The 17832-nt window shown below is 74.3% G+C and carries 17 protein-coding genes and 1 pseudogene; 11 read left to right on the forward strand and 7 right to left on the reverse strand.

Features of this window, described 5'->3' with window-relative positions; genetic code table 11:
• The 6 genes and pseudogenes from ABD067_RS12260 to ABD067_RS12285 all read left to right on the forward strand — a co-directional run.
• Window positions 1-1337 (forward strand): annotated as a pseudogene (locus tag ABD067_RS12260) (nitrous oxide reductase family maturation protein NosD); the annotation flags it as partial.
• Window positions 1334-2269, forward strand: a complete 936-nt coding sequence (locus ABD067_RS12265; protein ID WP_343895586.1) for an ABC transporter ATP-binding protein — start codon at window positions 1334-1336, stop codon at window positions 2267-2269. The pseudogene ABD067_RS12260 and the gene ABD067_RS12265, both read left to right, overlap by 4 nt.
• Window positions 2266-3096 carry an ABC transporter permease subunit gene (locus tag ABD067_RS12270; RefSeq protein ID WP_343895587.1) on the forward strand — a complete coding sequence of 277 codons (831 nt, stop codon included), beginning with the start codon at window positions 2266-2268 and terminating at the stop codon, window positions 3094-3096. The genes ABD067_RS12265 and ABD067_RS12270 overlap by 4 nt, the downstream gene beginning before the upstream one ends.
• Window positions 3093-3659, forward strand: coding sequence for a nitrous oxide reductase accessory protein NosL (locus ABD067_RS12275; RefSeq protein ID WP_343895588.1), 567 nt, complete (start codon window positions 3093-3095; stop codon window positions 3657-3659). The genes ABD067_RS12270 and ABD067_RS12275 overlap by 4 nt, the downstream gene beginning before the upstream one ends.
• Window positions 3660-3669: 10 nt before the next feature.
• Window positions 3670-4680, forward strand: coding sequence for an FAD:protein FMN transferase (locus tag ABD067_RS12280; RefSeq protein ID WP_343895589.1), 1011 nt, complete (start codon window positions 3670-3672; stop codon window positions 4678-4680).
• 203 nt (window positions 4681-4883) lie between these two features.
• The gene (locus tag ABD067_RS12285; RefSeq protein ID WP_343895590.1) at window positions 4884-5276 is read left to right on the forward strand and encodes a c-type cytochrome; all 393 of its coding nucleotides are present in this window, start codon (window positions 4884-4886) and stop codon (window positions 5274-5276) included.
• Between the two features lie 337 nt (window positions 5277-5613).
• Here ABD067_RS12285 and ABD067_RS12290 read toward each other — a convergent pair whose 3' ends face one another.
• Window positions 5614-7026: an amidase gene (locus tag ABD067_RS12290; RefSeq protein WP_343895591.1), complete on the reverse strand. Its 1413-nt coding sequence runs from the start codon at window positions 7024-7026 to the stop codon at window positions 5614-5616.
• Between the two features lie 173 nt (window positions 7027-7199).
• Between ABD067_RS12290 and ABD067_RS12295 the strand changes: the two genes are divergently transcribed.
• The 4 genes from ABD067_RS12295 (at window position 7200) to ABD067_RS12310 (ending at window position 11986) form a co-directional block, all read left to right on the forward strand.
• Window positions 7200-7670: a (2Fe-2S)-binding protein gene (locus ABD067_RS12295; protein WP_343895592.1), complete on the forward strand. Its 471-nt coding sequence runs from the start codon at window positions 7200-7202 to the stop codon at window positions 7668-7670.
• Window positions 7671-7673: 3 nt separating this feature from the next.
• Window positions 7674-8693 (forward strand): FAD binding domain-containing protein, encoded by a 1020-nt coding sequence (locus tag ABD067_RS12300; RefSeq protein ID WP_343895593.1) that lies wholly within the window; start codon window positions 7674-7676, stop codon window positions 8691-8693.
• Between the two features lies 1 nt (window position 8694).
• Window positions 8695-10977: a xanthine dehydrogenase family protein molybdopterin-binding subunit gene (locus ABD067_RS12305; RefSeq protein ID WP_343895594.1), complete on the forward strand. Its 2283-nt coding sequence runs from the start codon at window positions 8695-8697 to the stop codon at window positions 10975-10977.
• Window positions 10978-11059: 82 nt separating this feature from the next.
• Window positions 11060-11986, forward strand: coding sequence for a BKACE family enzyme (locus ABD067_RS12310; RefSeq protein WP_343895595.1), 927 nt, complete (start codon window positions 11060-11062; stop codon window positions 11984-11986).
• Window positions 11987-12021: 35 nt separating this feature from the next.
• On the opposite strand, the gene ABD067_RS12315 is transcribed toward ABD067_RS12310, so the two are convergent.
• The 4 genes from ABD067_RS12315 to ABD067_RS12330 form a co-directional block, all read right to left on the reverse strand.
• Window positions 12022-12813 carry a DUF4394 domain-containing protein gene (locus ABD067_RS12315; protein ID WP_343895596.1) on the reverse strand — a complete coding sequence of 264 codons (792 nt, stop codon included), beginning with the start codon at window positions 12811-12813 and terminating at the stop codon, window positions 12022-12024.
• A 106-nt stretch (window positions 12814-12919) separates the two neighbouring features.
• The gene (locus ABD067_RS12320; RefSeq protein ID WP_343895597.1) at window positions 12920-13624 is read right to left on the reverse strand and encodes an anti-sigma factor; all 705 of its coding nucleotides are present in this window, start codon (window positions 13622-13624) and stop codon (window positions 12920-12922) included.
• Window positions 13621-14160 (reverse strand): sigma-70 family RNA polymerase sigma factor, encoded by a 540-nt coding sequence (locus ABD067_RS12325; protein WP_343895599.1) that lies wholly within the window; start codon window positions 14158-14160, stop codon window positions 13621-13623. The genes ABD067_RS12320 and ABD067_RS12325 overlap by 4 nt, the downstream gene beginning before the upstream one ends.
• Before the next feature lie 2 nt (window positions 14161-14162).
• Window positions 14163-14771, reverse strand: a complete 609-nt coding sequence (locus tag ABD067_RS12330) for a hypothetical protein (RefSeq protein WP_343895600.1) — start codon at window positions 14769-14771, stop codon at window positions 14163-14165.
• Between the two features lie 36 nt (window positions 14772-14807).
• On the opposite strand from ABD067_RS12330, the gene ABD067_RS12335 reads away from it, so the two are divergent.
• A complete protein-coding gene (locus ABD067_RS12335) occupies window positions 14808-15638 on the forward strand; it encodes an aldo/keto reductase (RefSeq protein ID WP_343895601.1) in 831 nt (276 codons plus the stop codon).
• Window positions 15639-15647: 9 nt separating this feature from the next.
• On the opposite strand, the gene ABD067_RS12340 is transcribed toward ABD067_RS12335, so the two are convergent.
• A complete protein-coding gene (locus tag ABD067_RS12340; protein WP_343895602.1) occupies window positions 15648-16922 on the reverse strand; it encodes a capsular biosynthesis protein in 1275 nt (424 codons plus the stop codon).
• A partial coding sequence (locus tag ABD067_RS12345) for a methionyl-tRNA formyltransferase (protein WP_343895603.1) occupies window positions 16919-17832 on the reverse strand: 914 nt, incomplete at its 5' end. The genes ABD067_RS12345 and ABD067_RS12340, both read right to left, overlap by 4 nt.

Consider the following 17832-nt stretch of genomic DNA (forward strand, 5'->3'; position numbering starts at 1 on the left):
CGCCGCCAGCCGCGGCGGCGGAGCGGACCGCCGTCGCCCCGCGGGCCGGGGAGGCGCAAGCCGCCCTAGACCGCGCGGCGCCGGGCGACGCGGTGCGGCTGCTGCCGGGCGTCCACCGCGGGCCCCTGCGCATCGCCCGGAACGGGGTGACGCTGGAGGGCGAGGACGGGGCGGTCCTGGAAGGCCCCGGCCGCGGGAGCGTGGTGGCCGTTTCCGCCACGGACGCGGTCGTGCGCGGCCTCACGATCCGCGGTTCGGGCACCGACCTGCAAGCCATGGACTCCGGCGTGTTCCTCGAGCGCACGGCCGCCCGCGCGCGCGTCGAGGCCAACCGCGTTGAGGGCAACCTGTTCGGCGTCTACGTCCACGGCGCCGAAGACGCGGTGGTGCGCGGCAACCGGATCGTCGGCTTGCGGCAGGACCGGGTCAGCGAAGCCGGGAACGGCGTCTCCGTCTGGAATGCGCCGGGGGCGAAGGTGCTCGACAACGACGTCGCGCACGGGCGCGACGGCATCTTCGTCGTCGCCAGCCGGCGCAACACCTTCAGCGGCAACCGCTTCCGCGACCTGCGCTTCGCCGTCCACTACATGTACACCAACGAGAGCGAGGTGAGCGGCAACGTCTCGGTCGGCAACCACGTCGGCTACGCGATCATGTACTCGCAGCGCTTGGTCATCCGGGGCAATGTCTCGGACGGCGACCGCGACAACGGGCTGCTGTTCAACTACACCAACGGCTCCCAGGTCGTGGGCAACACGGTGCGCGGCCGCCCGCTGGAAGCCCCCCCCGCCACCCACGAAGCGCCGGCCGACCGCGAGCACGCCGCGCTGCGGGAGAACGCCCGGCGCGCCGAGGAGGCCAACCGCGGCCCGCGGATCGGCCCGGAGAAGTGCGTCTTCATCTACAACACGAACAACAACCGCTTCCTGGACAATTGGTTCGAGGGCTGCGAAACCGGCGTGCACTTCACCGCCGGTTCCGAACGCAACGAGATCGTCGGCAACGCCTTCATCAACAACCGCAACCAGGTGAAGTACGTGGGCACCCGGTCGCTCGACTGGTCGCGCGGCGGGCGCGGCAATTATTGGAGCGACAACCCGGCCTTCGACCTGGACCAGGACGGCATCGCCGATACCGCCTACCGCCCCAACGACCTGATCGACCGCGTGCTGTGGACGGCGCCGCGGGCGAAGCTGCTGATGAACAGCCCGGCCGTGCAGGTGATCCGCTGGGCGCAGGCGCGGTTCCCGGCGATCCTCCCCGGCGGCGTGGTGGACAGCCGGCCCCTGATAGCGCCGCCCCCGCGCCCGGCCGCCGCGGAGCGGGGCCCGCAATGACCGCCGAGACCGTCCGCCTGTCCGGCGTCACCAAGCGCTACGGCAAGGCCGAAGCCGTGCGCGACGTGTCCTTCGCGCTGCCGGCCGGGCAGTGCGCCGCGCTGGTCGGGCACAACGGGGCGGGCAAGACCACGCTGATCAAGCTCATGCTCGGCCTCATCCGCCCGAGCGCGGGCGGTATCCGGGTGCTGGGCGAGGACCCCGCCGCCGGCGCCTTCGCCGCGCGCCGGCGCCTCGGCTACCTGCCCGAGAACGTCTCCTTCGACGCCGCCCTGACGGGCCGCGAGACGCTGGCCTTCTACGCCCGCCTCAAGCGCGAGCCGGTGGCGAAGGTCGCGGCGCTGCTCGACCGCGTCGGCCTCGGCGCCGCCGCCGCCCGCCGCGTCGGCACCTACTCCAAGGGCATGCGCCAGCGCCTCGGCCTCGCCCAAGCCTTGCTGGGCGAGCCGCGCGTGCTGCTGCTCGACGAGCCGACCACCGGCCTCGACCCGGAGGTGCGCCAAAGCTTCTACGGCATCATCGAGGAGTTGCGCGGCCGCGGCGCCACCGTGCTGCTCTCCTCCCACGCCCTGACGGAGCTGGAGGACAGGGCGGAGCGGGTGGTCATCATGAACCGCGGCGTCTTGGTGGCGGACGGGTCGCTCGGGGAGCTGCGCCGCCTCGCGCGCCTGCCCGTGCGCCTCCGCGTGACCTCCGGCAACGGGACCTTCGCCGGCGCCCCGCCCGATTGGCTGGGGCCGGTCGAGGGATGGCGCCGGCTCGACGACGGCCGCGCCGCCGAGATCGCCTGCGCGGGGGAAGCCAAGATGGCGGTGCTGCGCCGCCTCGCCGAGGCCGGCCCGGGGCGCGTTTCGGACCTCGACGTGGTCCCGCCCACCCTCGACGAGCTCTACGCGCACTTCCTGCGCAGCCAGGAGGCGCCCGCGCCATGAGGAACGTGCTTGTCGCCGCCGCCCGGGAGGTCCGGGCGGGGCTCCGGAACCGCTGGGTGCTGGCGACGACGCTGCTGCTGGCGGCGCTCGCGCTCACCCTGTCCTTCCTCGGCAGCGCGCCCACGGGAACGGTGGGCGTCGGCGCGCTCGACGTGGTCGTCGTCAGCCTGTCCAGCCTCACCATCTTCCTCGTGCCGCTGATCGCGCTGCTGATCTCGCACGACGCCATCGTGGGCGAGATGGAGCGCGGCACCATGCTGCTGCTGTTGAGCTACCCCGTGGCGCGCTGGCAGGTGCTGCTAGGCAAGTTCCTCGGCCACCTTGCGATCCTCGCCTTCGCCACCGTGCTCGGCTACGGCGCGGCGGCGGCCGCGCTGTTCGCCACCGGCGCCGCCGCCCCCGCCGAGAGCTGGGCCGCCTTCGCGGCGATGGTCGGGTCCTCCGTCCTGCTCGGCGCCGTCTTCGTCGCGCTCGGCTACCTCGTCAGCGCCCTGGCGCGCGACCGGGGCACGGCCGCCGGCGTCTCCATCGGCCTTTGGCTGCTGCTGGTGCTGATCTACGACATGGCGCTGCTCGGGCTGCTGGTGCTCGACCAGGGCCGGATTATCGGCGGCGGCGCGCTCGACGCGCTGCTGCTGCTCAACCCGACCGACGTGTACCGCCTGTTCAACCTCACCGGCTTCGCCAACGTCAGCCTCTTCTCGGGCATGGCCGGGCTCTCGGCGAGCGCGACGCTCAGCCCGCCGCTGCTGCTCGCGGCGCTCGCGGCCTGGGTCCTCGTGCCGCTGGCGGCGGCGGCGGCGGCCTTCTCCCGGAGGGAGCTATGAGAGCGCGTGCGATCCTCGGGGCCATCGGCCTCGCGCTGGCGTTGCTGGGCGGCGGCTGCGACGACGCGCCGGACGCCGCGGCGACGCCCCCGCCGCGGGCTCTGACCGCCGCCGCGACGGGGCACTACTGCAACATGAACGTCTTGGAGCACGCGGGCCCCAAGGGGCAGATCCTGCTGCGGGGCCGCGCCGAGCCGGTCTGGTTCACCTCCTCCCGCGACACCCTGGCCTTCACCATGCTGCCCGAGGAGCCGAAGGACGTGCTCGCCGTCTACGTCTCGGACATGGGCCGGGCGCCGGACTGGGAGCGGCCCGGCGCGGAGAACTGGGTGGACGCGCGGAAGGCCTTCTACGTCATCGGCAGCGACCGCCGCGGCGGGATGGGCACCGAGGAAGCGGTCCCCTTCGAGGAGCGCGCCGCGGCCGAGCGGTTCGCCGCCGAGAACGGCGGGCGCATCGTGGCCTTCGGCGAGGTGCCGCGCGACTACGTGCTCGGCGGCGCCGCGGCGGACGCGCCGCCGCTGCCCGCCCCGGCCGGCTCCGCGCCGGCGCACAGGCATTGAGGGGACGGGAGTGAACCGCCACACCGCCACCCGAAGAAGGTTTGTCGGCATCAGCGCCGCCGCGGGCGGGCTCGCCCTCCTGCCGCCCGGAGCGGCGGCCCAGAGGACGGCGGAAGGAGCAGCGGTGACCTGGCGGGGCGTCGTGCTCGGCGCGGTCGGGACGATCGTGGTCCACCACCCGGACCGCATCGCTGCCGAGCGCCTGGTCGCGCGCGCGCTGAACGAAGTCCGCCGCCTCGACGGCCTGTTCAGCCTGTATCGCGAGGACTCGGCGCTGGTCGCGCTGAACCGGCGCGGCGCGCTCGAAGCGCCACCCGCCGACATGGTGCGGCTGCTGGCCGCTTGCGCGCGCTACGCCGAACTGACGGGCGGGGCCTTCGACCCTACGGTGCAGCCGCTCTGGCGCCTTTACTTCGAGCACTTTTCCCGCCCCGGCGCGGACCCGGCGGGCCCGCCCGCGGCAGCCCTGTCCGCCGCGCTCGGCCGAGTCGGGTACGGACGCATCCTGGTCGGCCGCGACCGCATCGCGCTCGGGGCGCGCGGCATGCAGGTGACGCTCAACGGCATCGCCCAGGGCTACATCACCGACCGGATCGTCGAGTTGCTGCGCGACGGTGGGATCGAGCGGACGATGGTGGACCTCGGCGAAGCCCGCGTCCTCGGCTCCCGGCCGGACGGCCGGCCCTGGCAGGTGGGCCTCGCCGACCCGGACGACCCGGGCCGCGTCCGGGAAACGCTCGGCCTCGTGGACCGCGCGGTGGCGACCTCCGGCGGCTATGGAATGGCCTTCGACCCGGCCGGCCGCTTCGGCCACATCCTCGACCCGCGGACGGGGGCCAGCCCGCGGCTTCACCGCAGCGTTTCCGTCGTGGCGCCGGACGCGACGACGGCCGACGCCCTTTCGACGGCCTTCAGTCTCATGCCCCCGCCGGCGATCGACGCGGCGCTCGCGCGGCTGCGCGGCGTGGCGGCGCACCTCGTCCACGCGGACGGGTCCGCCGGTGTGCGGACCGCCGGATGACCGCGCCGCCACCCCCGGCCGCGCGGCGCGCCACGGAGCGCGGCGGCGAGCGCCCACGAGGCAACCGCCGCCGCGCGGGCTTCGTTCGTCCAAACGGCGCCGAACGCCCGCGGGAGGGCGGCTGCGCCCAGGAGCAAGGACGGCCCTCCGCCGCCAAGCGGTGGAGCCGGCACCGACAACCGGCACCCACAAGGGAGAACGCCATGACTCGACACACGGTCCCGCTCGCCGCGCTCGCCGCGATCGTCCTCGCGGGGGCGGCGCCCCCCGCGGCGGCGCAGGACGCCGCCGCCGGACAGCGCGTGTTCAACCAGTGCCGCGCCTGCCACACGGTGGACCGGGGCGGGCGCAACGGCGTCGGCCCCAACCTGCACGGCGTGGTGGAGCGCAAGGCGGGCGCGGTGGAGGGCTTCCGCTACTCCGCTCCGATGCGCGAGAAGGCCGACGGCGGCTTGGCCTGGACCGAGGACAACCTCAGGGCCTACCTCCGCAACCCGAAGGAGGTCGTGCCCGGCGGCTCCATGGCCTACCCGGGCCTGCGCAACGAGCAGCAGTTGAACGACCTCGTCGCCTACCTGAAGCAGCAGAGCGGCTAATCGCCGCCGAGCGAGGCGCTCCGCCCCTCGGCTTCCCTCCGACGCCGCCGCGCCCGGCGGCGCGGCGGCGGGGCACCGTGTTTCGGATACGCCGGGCGGCGCCGAACGGGGCGTCCGCCTGGTGCGGCCGGGACCGGGCCGCGCGCCTCGCGGTGCCTTCGGCGGCCGTCCGCCTTCCACGCGCTTGCTCAAACGGCGCCGAACGGTGCGCCAAGCGACACCGACCCGTCCCTCGCCAGGCGGCGGGAGCGGAGGCCGCGGTTCGGCTCGCGCGGCTACTCGCTTGCGATAGGCGCCCGACGCGCTCCACCGGGCGCGGGCGAGTGGAAGGCCCCGGTCACGAAGCCATCGGCTCGACGGCATCCAGCAGCCAACGCGCGATCGCGGTGACGCGCGCGTCCTCTCCGTGTTGCCCCATCACCTGGACGCCGACCGGCAATCCATCCACGGCCATGAGCGGCACCGTGACGACGGGCGCGAAGAGCATGGAACTCGGGGCGTTGAACACGAAGTCGCCGGTCGGCCGCGCCACCGGCGGCCGGCCCGGCGCGTCGCCTCCCCAAACCGGCGCCGGACCCGGCGAAGCGAGGCCGATGACCGCGTCGGCCATCGGCGCCAGGGCGGCGTGGCGGAGTTGCGCGGCCCCGCGCTCCGCCAGGCGGGCTTGGTAGTCGGCCACGGACATGGCCTCCGCCGCCGCGAGCACCGCCTTCGCGCGCGCGCTCACGCCGTCGGGGTTGGCGTCCACCAGCGCGCGCTGGCTCCACCTGTTCTCCCAGGCCGTGATGGCGCTGCCGGCCGCGCTGGCGTCGGCGATGGCGGTCTCGAACGCTTCGATGAACGGGTGGTCGCCGCGCCGCAGCACGGAAACGCCGGCGTCCCGCAACGCTCCGACCGCCGCCTCGAAGGCGGCGCGCGAAGCGTCGTCGAGCTGGCGCCACCCCGCGGTCTCCACGGCGACCAGCCGTTCCGGCCGGACCGGGAGCGGCGGCGCGGGCGGGCCCATCAGCCCCATGGACCCGCGGTCGCCGCCCGCGCGCGCGGCGATCTCGACCGCCACCTGCCACATGTCCTCCACGGCGTTGGCGTGGACGCCGTGCGTGCTCTGGCTGGTGGCCTGCCTTTCGCCCCTGTTGATCGCGCCTTGGCTCGGCTTCAACGCCACGTTGCCGCAGTAGCTCGCGGGCCGGATGATGGAACCCAGGACCTGCGTGCCGATGGCCGCCGGCACCATCCCGGCCGCCACCGCCGCGGCGGAACCGGACGAAGAACCGCCCGGCGTGCGCGTCCGGTCGAAGGGGTTGGTCGTCGGCCCCGGCTGCGAACCGCCGAGTTCCGCGGTCACGGTCTTGCCCAGCACCACCGCCCCGGCTTGTCGCAGCGCCCAAACGGCGGCGTTGTCGCGCTTGGGGAAGTTGCCGCGGTACGCCTCGCAGCCCATCTCGGTGGGCATGTCGCGGGTCTCCAAGAGGTCCTTGATGCCGACCGGCATGCCGTCGATGGGCGAGAGCGGCCTGCCCGCGCGCCACCGCGCCGCGCTGGCGTCGGCCGCCTGCCGCGCGCCCGCCTCGTTCAACGCGGCGAAGGCGCGGACCGCCGGCTCGCGCGCGGCGACCGTTTCCAGGCACCGCTCCAGGTAGGCGCGCGGGGTGTCGGCGCCCTCCGCGAAGCGCCGCGCCGCGTCGTGGAAGGTGAGCCCGCGGAAGTCCCGCGGTGAGTAGGCGCTTCGCGCTGCCGCGTCCGTCGCCATGCCGCAACCCTCCCTGGTGCCGGCGCATTCCAGACCCGGACGCCGCCGCGGTCCAGACGCCGAATCGCCGGGGCCGGAACGTCGAACACCTTGCCGGAACCGCCCGGCGGCCGATCTGTTGTGCGGCCCAGGCGGGCCGCGCCGCGGGCGCCGATTTCCAGGAGGCCCCCAGAATGGACGTGACCATGCGCGTGAACGGATTCGAGCACCGCTTGTTGCTCGACCCGCGAGTGACACTCCTGGACGCGTTGCGCGAGCGCATCGGCCTGACCGGCGCGAAGAAGGGCTGCGACCACGGCCAATGCGGCGCCTGCACCGTGCTGGTGGACGGCCGCCGCGTGCTCGCCTGCCTGACGCTGGCGGCCCAGGCCGAGGGGCGGGACGTGACGACGGTTGAAGGGCTCGCCTCGCCCGACGGCGCCCTGCACCCGATGCAGCAGGCCTTCATCGACCACGACGCTTTCCAATGCGGCTACTGCACGCCCGGCCAGATCATGTCCGCCATCGGCTGCGTGGAAGAGGGCCACGCCGAAACCGCCGCCGACATACGCGAGTACATGAGCGGCAACCTGTGCCGCTGCGCCGCCTACCCCAACATCGTCGCCGCCGTGGAGCAGGCCAAGCCGCAGATGGCGGGGGGCTGAGCCATGCGTCCCTTCGCCTTCGAGCGCGCGCCGGACGCCGGCGCCGCCCTGCGGCTGGCGTCCCAGGCATCGAGCGGCGGCACCCCGGCCCGCGCACCCGCGCAGTTCCTCGCGGGCGGCACCACCATGCTCGACCTCATGAAGCTCGACGTCATGCGGCCGGAGCGCTTGGTGGACATCAACGCGCTGGCCGGGCCGCACGGCGCGATCGAGGCGGACGGCAAGGGCCTCCGCCTTGGCGCCCTCGCGCGCATGTCCGCCGTGGCGGACCACCCGGCGGTGAAGCGCGAGTGGCCCGTTGTCGCGCAGAGCCTGGCGCTCGCCGCGAGCGCCCAGCTCCGCAACATGGCCAGCATCGGCGGCAACGTGCTCCAGCGCACGCGATGCGCCTACTTCCGCGACACGTCCTGGATCGCTTGCAACAAGCGCGATCCCGGATCGGGCTGCGCCGCGCTGGAGGGGCACAACCGCTTGCACGCCGTGCTCGGCACCAGCGAGAAGTGCATCGCCAGCTACCCCGGCGATTTCGCGCAGGCGCTGATCGCCCTCGACGCGACGGTGGAGTTGGCCGGGCCGAAGGGCTCCCGGTCCATTCCCTTCGCGGAGCTGCACCGCCTCCCCGGCGACACGCCGGAGGTGGAAACGGCGCTGCGGCCGGACGAGCTGATCACCGCCTTCGCGGTGCCGGCCCTGCCCTGGGCGCGGCGCTCGCTGTACCTGAAGGTGCGGGACCGCGAGAGCTACGCCTTCGCCGCCGCCTCCGCCGCCGTGGCGCTAGACATGGACGGCGGCAGGGTGCGCGAGGCGCGGATCGCGCTGGGCGGCGTCGCCGCCGTGCCTTGGCGCGCGCGCGAAGCGGAAGCGGCGCTCGCCGGCCAGGAACTCACCGAAGCTTCGGCGCAACGCGCGGCCGAAGCGGCGTTCCGCGGCGCGCGGACGCACGGCCACAACGACTTCAAGCCGGAGCTCGGCCGCCGCACGCTGGTGCGCGCGCTGCTGCAAGCCGGCCGCATGGAGGCCTGACATGCCGGAAGGCGGATTCTCCCCGATCGACGCGCGCGGCACGCCGCGGATAGACGGCCGCGCCAAGGTCACGGGCGGGGCGCGCTACCCCTCCGACATGCCGGTGGTGAACCCGGCCTGGGCCTTCCTGGTCACCAGCGCGGTCTCGCGCGGCCGGATCGCGCGCATGGACCTGTCCGAAGCGCGCGCGGTGCCCGGCGTGTTCGGCATCATGACGCACGAGGACACGGCGGGGCAGGTGGCGGACGCCGGCTTCTTCGGCGGCGGCGGCTACGGCGGCACCACCATCCGGCCGTTGGAGGGCCCGGAGGTGCGGCACGACGGGGAGATCGTCGCGGTCGCGCTCGCCGACAGCTACGAGACGGCGCGCGAGGCGGGCCGCCGCGTCCGCGTCGAGTACGAGGCCGAGGAGCCTTCCTCGACCTTCGGCAGCCCGGGCGTGACCGAAAAGGCGGCCAAGGAGCACTCCGAATCCCACAAGGACCCGGAGGTCGGCGACGCCGACGGCGCCTTCGCCGCGGCACCGGTGAAGGTCGAGGCGCGCTACGGCACGCCGACGCAGCACCACAACGCCATCGAGCTTTTCACCACCACGGCGAGCTGGGCGGACGGCAAGCTGACGGTCCACGAGCCGAGCCAGTTCGTCCATGGCCTCCGCAACGGGCTCGCCAAACAGTTCGGCATGGACCCGAACGACGTGCGCGTGGTCTCCGAGTACATCGGCGGCGCCTTCGGCGGCAAGGGCGCGCTCACCCACCGCACCGCGCTGGTCGCGCTCGCCGCCAAGCGGCTTGGCCGCCCGGTGAAGCTGGTGCCGACGCGCGACCAGTGCTTCACCATCGGCACCTACCGCGCCGAGACGCGGCAGGAGGTGAAGCTCGCCGCCGGCCGCGACGGCAAGCTGCAAGCGTTCATCCACGAAGGTTGGGAAGTGACCTCCCGCGCCGACCCGTACAAGGTGGCGGGCACGCAGACCACGTCGAAGGTGTACGCCTGCCCGAACGTCCGCACCAAGGTCACGCTGGTCCACGCGGACCGCAACACGCCGGGCTTCATGCGCTCCCCGCCCGAGGTGCCCTACATGTTCGGGCTGGAAAGCGCGATGGACGAACTGGCCCACGCGCTCAAGATGGACCCGGTCGAGCTGCGCCGCGTGAACGACACGGACCGCGAGCCGATCAAGGGCCTGCCCTACACCAGCCGCTCGCTCATGCGGTGCTACGACGCGGCGGCGCAGGCCTTCGGCTGGGCGGGGCGGAACCCGGAGCCGCGCTCCACGCGGCGGGGCGAATGGCTGGTCGGCTGGGGCTGCGCCACCGCGATCTACCCCACTTTCCTGGGCCCCGCGACGGCGCGGGTGACGCTGACGCCGCAGGGGCACGCCCGGGTGCAGACCGCCGGGCACGACATCGGCACCGGCCTATACACCGTGCTCGCCATCATGGCGTCGGAACGGCTCGGCCTGCCGGTCGAGAAGGTCGCGGTGGAGATGGGCGACACCGAGCTGCCGCCCGCGCCGGTGGCCGGGGGATCGAACAACACCGCCAGCCTCAGCAACGCCGTGGTCCAGGCTTGCGAGCAGATCCGCGCCCGCGTCGCGGAAGCGGCGGCGCGGGCCGACGACGGGCCGTTGAAGGGCCGCGACCCGTCTTCGTTGCGCTTCGTGGACGGCGCCCTGCGCGCCCCGGACGGCGCCGGCGAACCGATCGACGGCGCGATGGGCCGGGCGGCGAACGGCGCCATCGAAGCCTATGTCGAATGGGCGCCGGAAGGCACGCCGCCCGGGGGCGTCCGCAAGCTGCACCAGGGCATGGCCGTCCTGGGCGGCGGGCTGGAAGGCGAGAAGAGCGTCTCGGCGGCCTTCGGCGCCGAGTTCGTCGAGGTACGCGTCCACGAGCGCACGCGCGAGGTGCGGGTGCCGCGCATCGTGGGCGCCTTCGCGGCCGGGCGCGTCGTCAATCCGCGCGCCGCGCGCAGCCAGCTCATGGGCGGGATGATCTGGGGCATCGGCTCCGCCCTGCACGAAGCGACCGAGATCGACGAACGCTCCGCCCGCTACGTCAACGACAACCTTGCCGAGTACCTGATCCCGGTGAACGCCGACATCGGCGATGTCGAGGTCATCATGCTGCCGGAGGAGGGCGACGGGTCGAACCCGCTCGGCATCAAAGGGCTCGGCGAGTTGGGCAACGTCGGCACCAACGCCGCGGTGGCCAACGCCGTGTTCCACGCCACCGGCGTCCGCGTCCGCGACCTGCCGATCCGGCTGGAAAGCCTGCTGTAGCGCCGGGCGGGGCGCCGGGGCTTCACGCCCGGCGCCTCCTCGGGGACACTCCCTACGGACCGGCGAACGGAGGGAGCGGAACATGGCCAAGGTCATCATCACCTGCGCGGTGACGGGGGCGATCCACACGCCCTCCATGAGCGAGCACCTGCCCATCACGCCGCGGGAGATCGCGGAGCAGTCCATCGCCGCGGCGGAGGCGGGCGCCTCCATCATCCACCTGCACGCGCGCGACCCGAACGACGGCCGGCCGACGCCCGACCCGGCGGTGTTCATGCAGTTCCTGCCGGTCATCAAGCAGTCCACGGACGCGGTGATCAACATCACCACCGGCGGCGGCCTCGGCATGACGGTGGACGAGCGGCTCGCGGCGCCGCTGCGCGCCAAGCCCGAGATGTGCTCCCTCAACATGGGCTCGATGAACTTCAACATTTCGGGCAGCGCGGCCCGGATCAAGAACTTCAAGCACGAGTGGGAGCGGCCCTACCTGGAGGGGACCACCGACTTCATCTTCCGCAACACCTTCAAGGACATCGAGCAGATCGTCGGCCGGCTCGGCAAGGAGCACGGCACGCGCTTCGAATTCGAGTGCTACGACGTCGGCCACCTCTACAACCTGGCGCACATGCTGGACCGCAAGGTGGTGGAGCCGCCGCTCTTCACGCAGACCATCTTCGGCATCCTGGGCGGCATCGGCGCCGAGCCGCGCAACCTCATGTTCATGAAGGAAACGGCGGACCGGCTGTTCGGCGACGCCTACGTCTGGTCCGTGCTCGCCGCCGGGCGGCACCAGATGCCCTTCACCACAATGGCCGGGATGCTCGGCGGCAACGTCCGCGTCGGGCTGGAAGACAGCCTGTGGATCGGCAAGGGCGTCGCGGCGAAGTCCAACGCCGAGCAGGTGGCCAAGATACGCCGCATCCTGGAGGAGCTCAGCCTGGAGATCGCCTCGCCCGCCGAGGCGCGGCAGATGCTCAAGCTGAAGGGCGGCGACGCGGTCGGGTTCTGATCCCGGCCGCACCGCCGCCGCCGCCCGCCGGACCCTCAGCGCGTGGCGGCGACGTCGATCACCTCGGCGCCGCCGGGCAGGCCGGACACGGCGCCGATCGGCGTGGCGCGGCCGCTCCGCAGGTCCACGTCGTGCAGCATGCCTCCGGCGAGGAGGAAGCCGCGGTTGTTGCCCTGCCCGTCCGCGAGGATGTCGAAGGCCACGCCCGCCGGCAGGCTCCTCGCCACTTCGCCGCGCGGCTGTTGCATGCCGTCGTTCGGCGGGGCTTGGAGGTTCAGCGTGCGGGTGAGCGAGTCGATGGTCAGCAGCATCGTCCCCTGCGCGCCGGGCACGCTGTTGGTGTAGGCGCCCGCCACCACGCGCGGCGCCGTCCCGGCCCAGGGCGTCCCCGCCGCGTATTTGAGCTGCCCGTCCTTCGCCGCCTCGCCGGTCTGCACGTTCACGCGCAGGTTCGCCCCGTTCATGCCCATCACCCGCAGCCGGTCGGCCACCGGGTTGAAGTCCACCACGGCGCGGCCGCCGCCCTCGAAGCGCTCATTCAACTGGCTGACCCGGACGGCCATGCCGATCGAGGAGTCGACCACCACGAGCTGCCCGGACTCGGTCAGGCCGTAGAGCTTGCCGTCCGCAGGCCGCACGTCGATCCCGACCAGCTTGCCGGCGGCGCCGCTGACGCGGACGGGCGCGGAAGCGCGGCGCGTCTCGGTGTCGATGCGGAGGAGCTGGTTGTCCGAAGTCAAGCCGATCAGCGTCGCCGCGCCGGCCGCGGCGGGAGCGGACGCGGCTAGGGCGCCGCCGAAGAGCAGGGCGGGCAGGCGGGATTGCATTCGGTGGGCCTCCGTGTTCGGTCGCGGCGGGCGGAACGGGCCCGCTTCCCGAACTACGATTGGCCCGCCGGAACGGATGCGGCCCGAAGGGCGGCAGAGGCGGAAATCAGGAGCCCGCCGCCTCGCTCAGCCTGCCGATGAACAGCACCGGCCCGGTCGGGCGCCCCGTGGGCGATCCGCCGGGCGGTTCGAGCGTGATCTCGACCAGCATGCCGGGGGAGGGCCGGATCGCTGTGGTGGACGCGCTGTACTGCCCCGCCTCGGACGGGATCAGCCCGAGCGAGGTCGGCGCGGTCGCCCCCTGCGGCAACGCCCAGAGTTGCATCACCCGGTCCGGCGGCACGGGCTGCCGGTTGACGGCGGCCAAGCGCAAAGCGCCGCCGCGGTCCGCCTCCACCAGCCAAGCCGGCTGGTCGCGGCTGGTGAGGAGCACCGTCATCAACGGCGCTTCTTCCGGGACGGGGCGGACGAGCAGCAGCGCCGCGAGGCCGGCCGCGACCGCGCTGGAGCCGAGCGCGAGCCAGCGCCAAGGATCGGACCGCCGGCGCTCGGGCGTCCGCGGCGGCGGCGCCACCGCCGCGCCCGGGGCCGCCGGCAGCGCCGCCTCGATCCGCGCCCAAAGGTCGGGCGGCGGCGCCTCCTGCGGCGCCAGCGCGGTGAGCGGCGCGAGCCTCGTTTCCCAGGCCGCGACCGCTTCGCGCAGCTCGGCGTCGCCGGCCGCGAGCGATTTCTCCAGGTCCCGCGCCGCACCGGCTTCCAGCGTCCCGAGGACGTATTCGCCGGCCAGGGCGTCCCGCTCCTCCGCGGTCACGACATGCAGTCCCGGAGTTGCAGGAGGCCGCGGCGTATCCAGGCCTTGACCGTGCCGAGCGGCATGGAGAGCCGCTCCGCGACCTGGCTGTGCGACAGCCCGTGGACGAAGGCGAGCAGGATGCCGCTGCGGTTCTTCTCCTCCAAAGCTTCGAGGCACTCGCGCAGCCTGCGGCCGTCGGCCTGGGCGGCGACGCGCTCCAACGCCTCGGGCGCGACCGCGGTGTCGCCCAGGGTGGGGTCGTCGGTCGGCAGTTCGCGGCCGCGGCGGCGCGCCTGGTCGAGCGCGGCGTGGCGCACCACGCCGGCCAGCCAAGCCGAGGCGGCGCCGCGCGCGGGGTCGAACTGGGCGGCGCGCTGGCTCACCCGCAGAAAGGCGTCGTGCAGCGCGTCCGCCGCGGCCTCGCGGTCCCGCAGGATGGCGTTGGCCAGGCCGAACAGCCGCACCGACTGGGCCTCGTAGACGCGGCGCAGCGCCGCGCGGTCCCCGGCGGCGACGGCGCCGAGGAGGCGCGCCAGATCCGGCTCCTCCGCCATCCCTATTGGCCGAACATGCGGAACAGGCGTTGCAAAACCTCCCGCCCGTCGAAGGCTGGTCCTTGTTCGACGGCGCCCAGCGACCCGGGCGGCGCTTCCCGCCGCAAGCGGGCGAGCGCCTCGGCGGTGCCGGCGAGCGGCAGTTCCACCGGCTCGGCGCTCGTCCCGGCCAAGCCCTGCATACGGACGAGCGCCCGGTCGGCGGCCGGCAACTCCGCCTCGGCCCGCGCCAGGTCCTCGGGCCGCGGGGCGCAGACCAGCGAGCGGCCCTCCAGGTCGCAGGGCATCTCGAAGTGGCGGTTGGGCGGGAAGCGGAGCTGCGCCGAGCCGGTCAGCGCCAGCAGCCCGCGCGTGGCGCCCTCCAGGGTGAGGTTCCGCGCCGTGACCGCGGGCACCAGCCGGCCGCCGCGCTCCACCACCTCCAGCGCCAGGGCGGAGCGCCCGGGTTCGCTGCGCTCCACCGGCCGCGCGTGCAGCATCTGGCAGGCCGCGCGGTCCGTCATGCGGTCGGTGGCGCAGGACAGGCGCCAAGTCCCTATGGCCTGGTCCACCTGCGCGGCGGCCGGAAAAGGGAGCAGGGAAGCGGCGAACAGGGTTGCGGCGACTCGCATGGCGGCGATCATAGGGCCCGGGCGGAGGATCACGGAATGGCAAGCGCGCGACTGCCTGACGGGACCGAGGTGCCGGCGCTGGGCCAGGGCACTTGGCGCATGGGCGAGCGCGGCGCGGACCGGCGCGCGGAAGCGGCGGCGCTGCGCCTCGGCCTCGACCTCGGCATGACCCTGATCGACACGGCCGAGATGTACGCCGAGGGCGGCGCCGAGGAGGTGGTGGCCGAGGCCATCGCCGGCCGGCGGGACGAGGTATTCCTCGTGTCCAAGGTGTACCCCCACAACGCCAGCGGCCGGAAGCTGCAGGCGGCCTGCGAGCGCAGCCTCAAGCGCCTCCGGACCGAAACCATCGACCTGTACCTCCTCCATTGGCGCGGTAGCACCCCCTTGGCCGATACGGTCGAAGGCTTCGAACGGATGCGCGCCGCCGGGAAGATCCGCCGCTGGGGCGTGTCCAACCTGGACGTGGACGACCTGGAGGAGCTGGGCGGGGCGCTCGCCGACTGCGCCGCCGACCAGGTGCTCTACAACCTGGAGAACCGCGGCGTCGAACACGACCTGCTGCCCTTCTGCCGGGAGCGCGGGATGCCGGTGATGGCCTACTCCCCCGTCGGCCAGGGCGGCGCGCTGCTCCGGCACCCGGCGTTGCGCGCGGTGGCCGGGCGGCACGGCGCCACCCCCGCGCAGGCGGCCCTGGCCTGGACCTTGCGCGCGCCGGGCGTGATCAGCATCCCCAAGGCGTCGGACCCGGAGCACGTGCGCGCGAACGCGGCGGCGCGCGACCTGCGACTGACCGAGCAGGACTTGGCGGAGCTGGACGCCGCCTTCCCGCCGCCCCAGCGGAAGCAGAGGCTGGCCATGCTGTGAGGCGGGCCGTCACGGAGCCGCGGCCCCTTCCGGCAAAGGCACGTTCAACGCGCCGAGATGCAGCCGCCGCACCGTCCCCGCCACCGCGGCGTCGAGTCCCGGCCGCGCGTAGAACACGCCGCGCACGTGCAGGCAGCCAGCGATGGCACGGATGAACGCCTCCGCCAGCTCCGGATCGGGCGGCGGCGCTTCCCGCCAGAAGGCGTCCAGCCCGCCCTGCCAGGCCAGCCCCGGCACGTCGTAGATCGCCCGCCCCAGCGCGCAGGTCGCGCGGCCCATGGCGATGGAGCGGACGCCCACCGTGCTGTTCACCGTCACCACGCCGCGGCAGGCCTCGAGCACCGGGTCCATCGGCAGCGCGCCGTCCAGGAAATGGACGCGCCCCGCCGCCCCGGCCGCCTCGGCGATGCGGCGGACGCGCCGCCCCCACGCCTTCAGGCCCGGGTCGAGCGGGTGCACCTTCACCAGCAGGCGCGCGTCCTGCGGCGCGGCGCGCGCGAAGCTCCCCACGGCCAGGGCGATGGCGCCGTCGTTGTCGGGGAAGGGGGAGTAGGCGCGGACCGAGTAGTCGTTCTCCATCTGCATGGCAAAGGCGTAGAGCGGCGCGCCCCGCGCGCGCAGCGCCGCCAGCAGCGCCGCCGCGCGCCGCGTGTCCCGCCCGCGCCGCAGCAGCCGCAGCCCCGTGCCGATGTAGGCGGGGACCGGGTGGTGCAGCAGCCAGCTCTCGTAGCGCGGGAAGCCGAAGGGCAGCAGGGACGCCAGGTGGAAGGCCATGTCCCACGCCGCTTGGCGCGGGAAGCTGTCGGCGTGGCGCGGCGAAAGGTCCGCGGGCGGGCAGGCGGCGGCCAAGGCGCGGATCGCCGCCGGGTCGCGCGGGAAGCGGCTCTCGGCGCCCATGCCGTCGCGCTCCAAGACGATCCAATCCGGGCGGATGTAGCCGAAGTCCGTCACCGCCACCGCGACCCCGCGCGCGCGGGCGGCGGCGATGGCGGCGCGGTGGTGGGGCCGCTGCTCCCCGAGCAGCACGAGGTCGGTGACGGCGCGCTCGTCCAGGAAGCGGGCGACGAAGCCGGGCCACTCCGCGAGGCCGCCGCGGAAGTCCACCGCGCCCGGCCCCCGCCAGAACAGGCGGTCGCCCCAGCAGACGTTGATCCTGTGCGCCTCGTGCCCCAGCGCGCGCAACCCGGCCGCGACCTCCGCGAAGAAGGGCGTGGTGGGCCCCTGGAGGAACAAGAACCGGCGGCGGGCACGGGCGGCCCCGAAGCGGTCCGGCCAAGCGTTCATCCGACGCGGACCCGCAGCGCCGCCCGCAAGTCGGCCAAATCCACCGTCCGCCGGCCGCGCCGCGCCAAGCCCCGCAGCATGCCGCGCGACGGGAAGGGGCAGTATGGCAGCGGCGCCGCCTCGCGCGGCGGGTCCTCGCGCCCCTCGGCCATCGCGTCGAGGACGCGCCCGAGCAGCGCCGCGCCCTCCGCGTGCAGCCGGCGCGCGGCGGCCGAGGCGGTGGTGCCCTCCGGCAGCGCCACCCCGGACTGAGCCAGGATCGGGCCGGCGTCGATCCGCGGCGCCAGCCGGTGCACCGTGACCCCGAAGGCCGGCCGCTCCTCGGCGAGCGCCCAGATCGTCGGCACCGGCCCGCGGTGGCGCGGCAGCAGCGAAGGGTGGACGTTGATCCCGCCGCGCGGCGCCAGCGCCAGGGTTTCCGGCGCGAAGATCTGGTCGAAATGGAACGAGACCAACAGGTCCGGCGCCGCGCTCCGGATGGCGGCCGCCGTCTCCGACCCGTTCACGTCCCGCACCTCAAGGACCGGAATGCCGCACGCCGCCGCGACGTCCGCCAATCCGCCGCGCCCGGCCCGGCCCGTCCACCGTGGCAGGACGTAGTTGACCGCCAGGAAGGGCAGGAGGCGCGGGCCCGAGCGCCGCAGGTGCCGCAGCGCCTGCGCCGCGGTGCCGCCCGTGCCCGGGCGGACGGGGACGGACCGGCCGACCAGCACCACCTCCGCGCCGCCCCGGCGTCGCCCGCGCAGGAAGTCGGCGACGGCCTCCGCGGACAGCGCGCTCTCCAACGTGAAGAGCGCGACGCGCAAAGGCGGCCGGCGCGGCCACCGGTCTTCCGGACCGGCGCGCGCGCCCGTGGGCACGGGACCACGGTTCAGGCGCCGGCGCGCCGCGTCCCGCGCGGCGCGGTCAC

The sequence above is a fragment of the Craurococcus roseus genome (genome assembly GCF_039523795.1).
Lineage (GTDB): Bacteria > Pseudomonadota > Alphaproteobacteria > Acetobacterales > Acetobacteraceae > Craurococcus > Craurococcus roseus.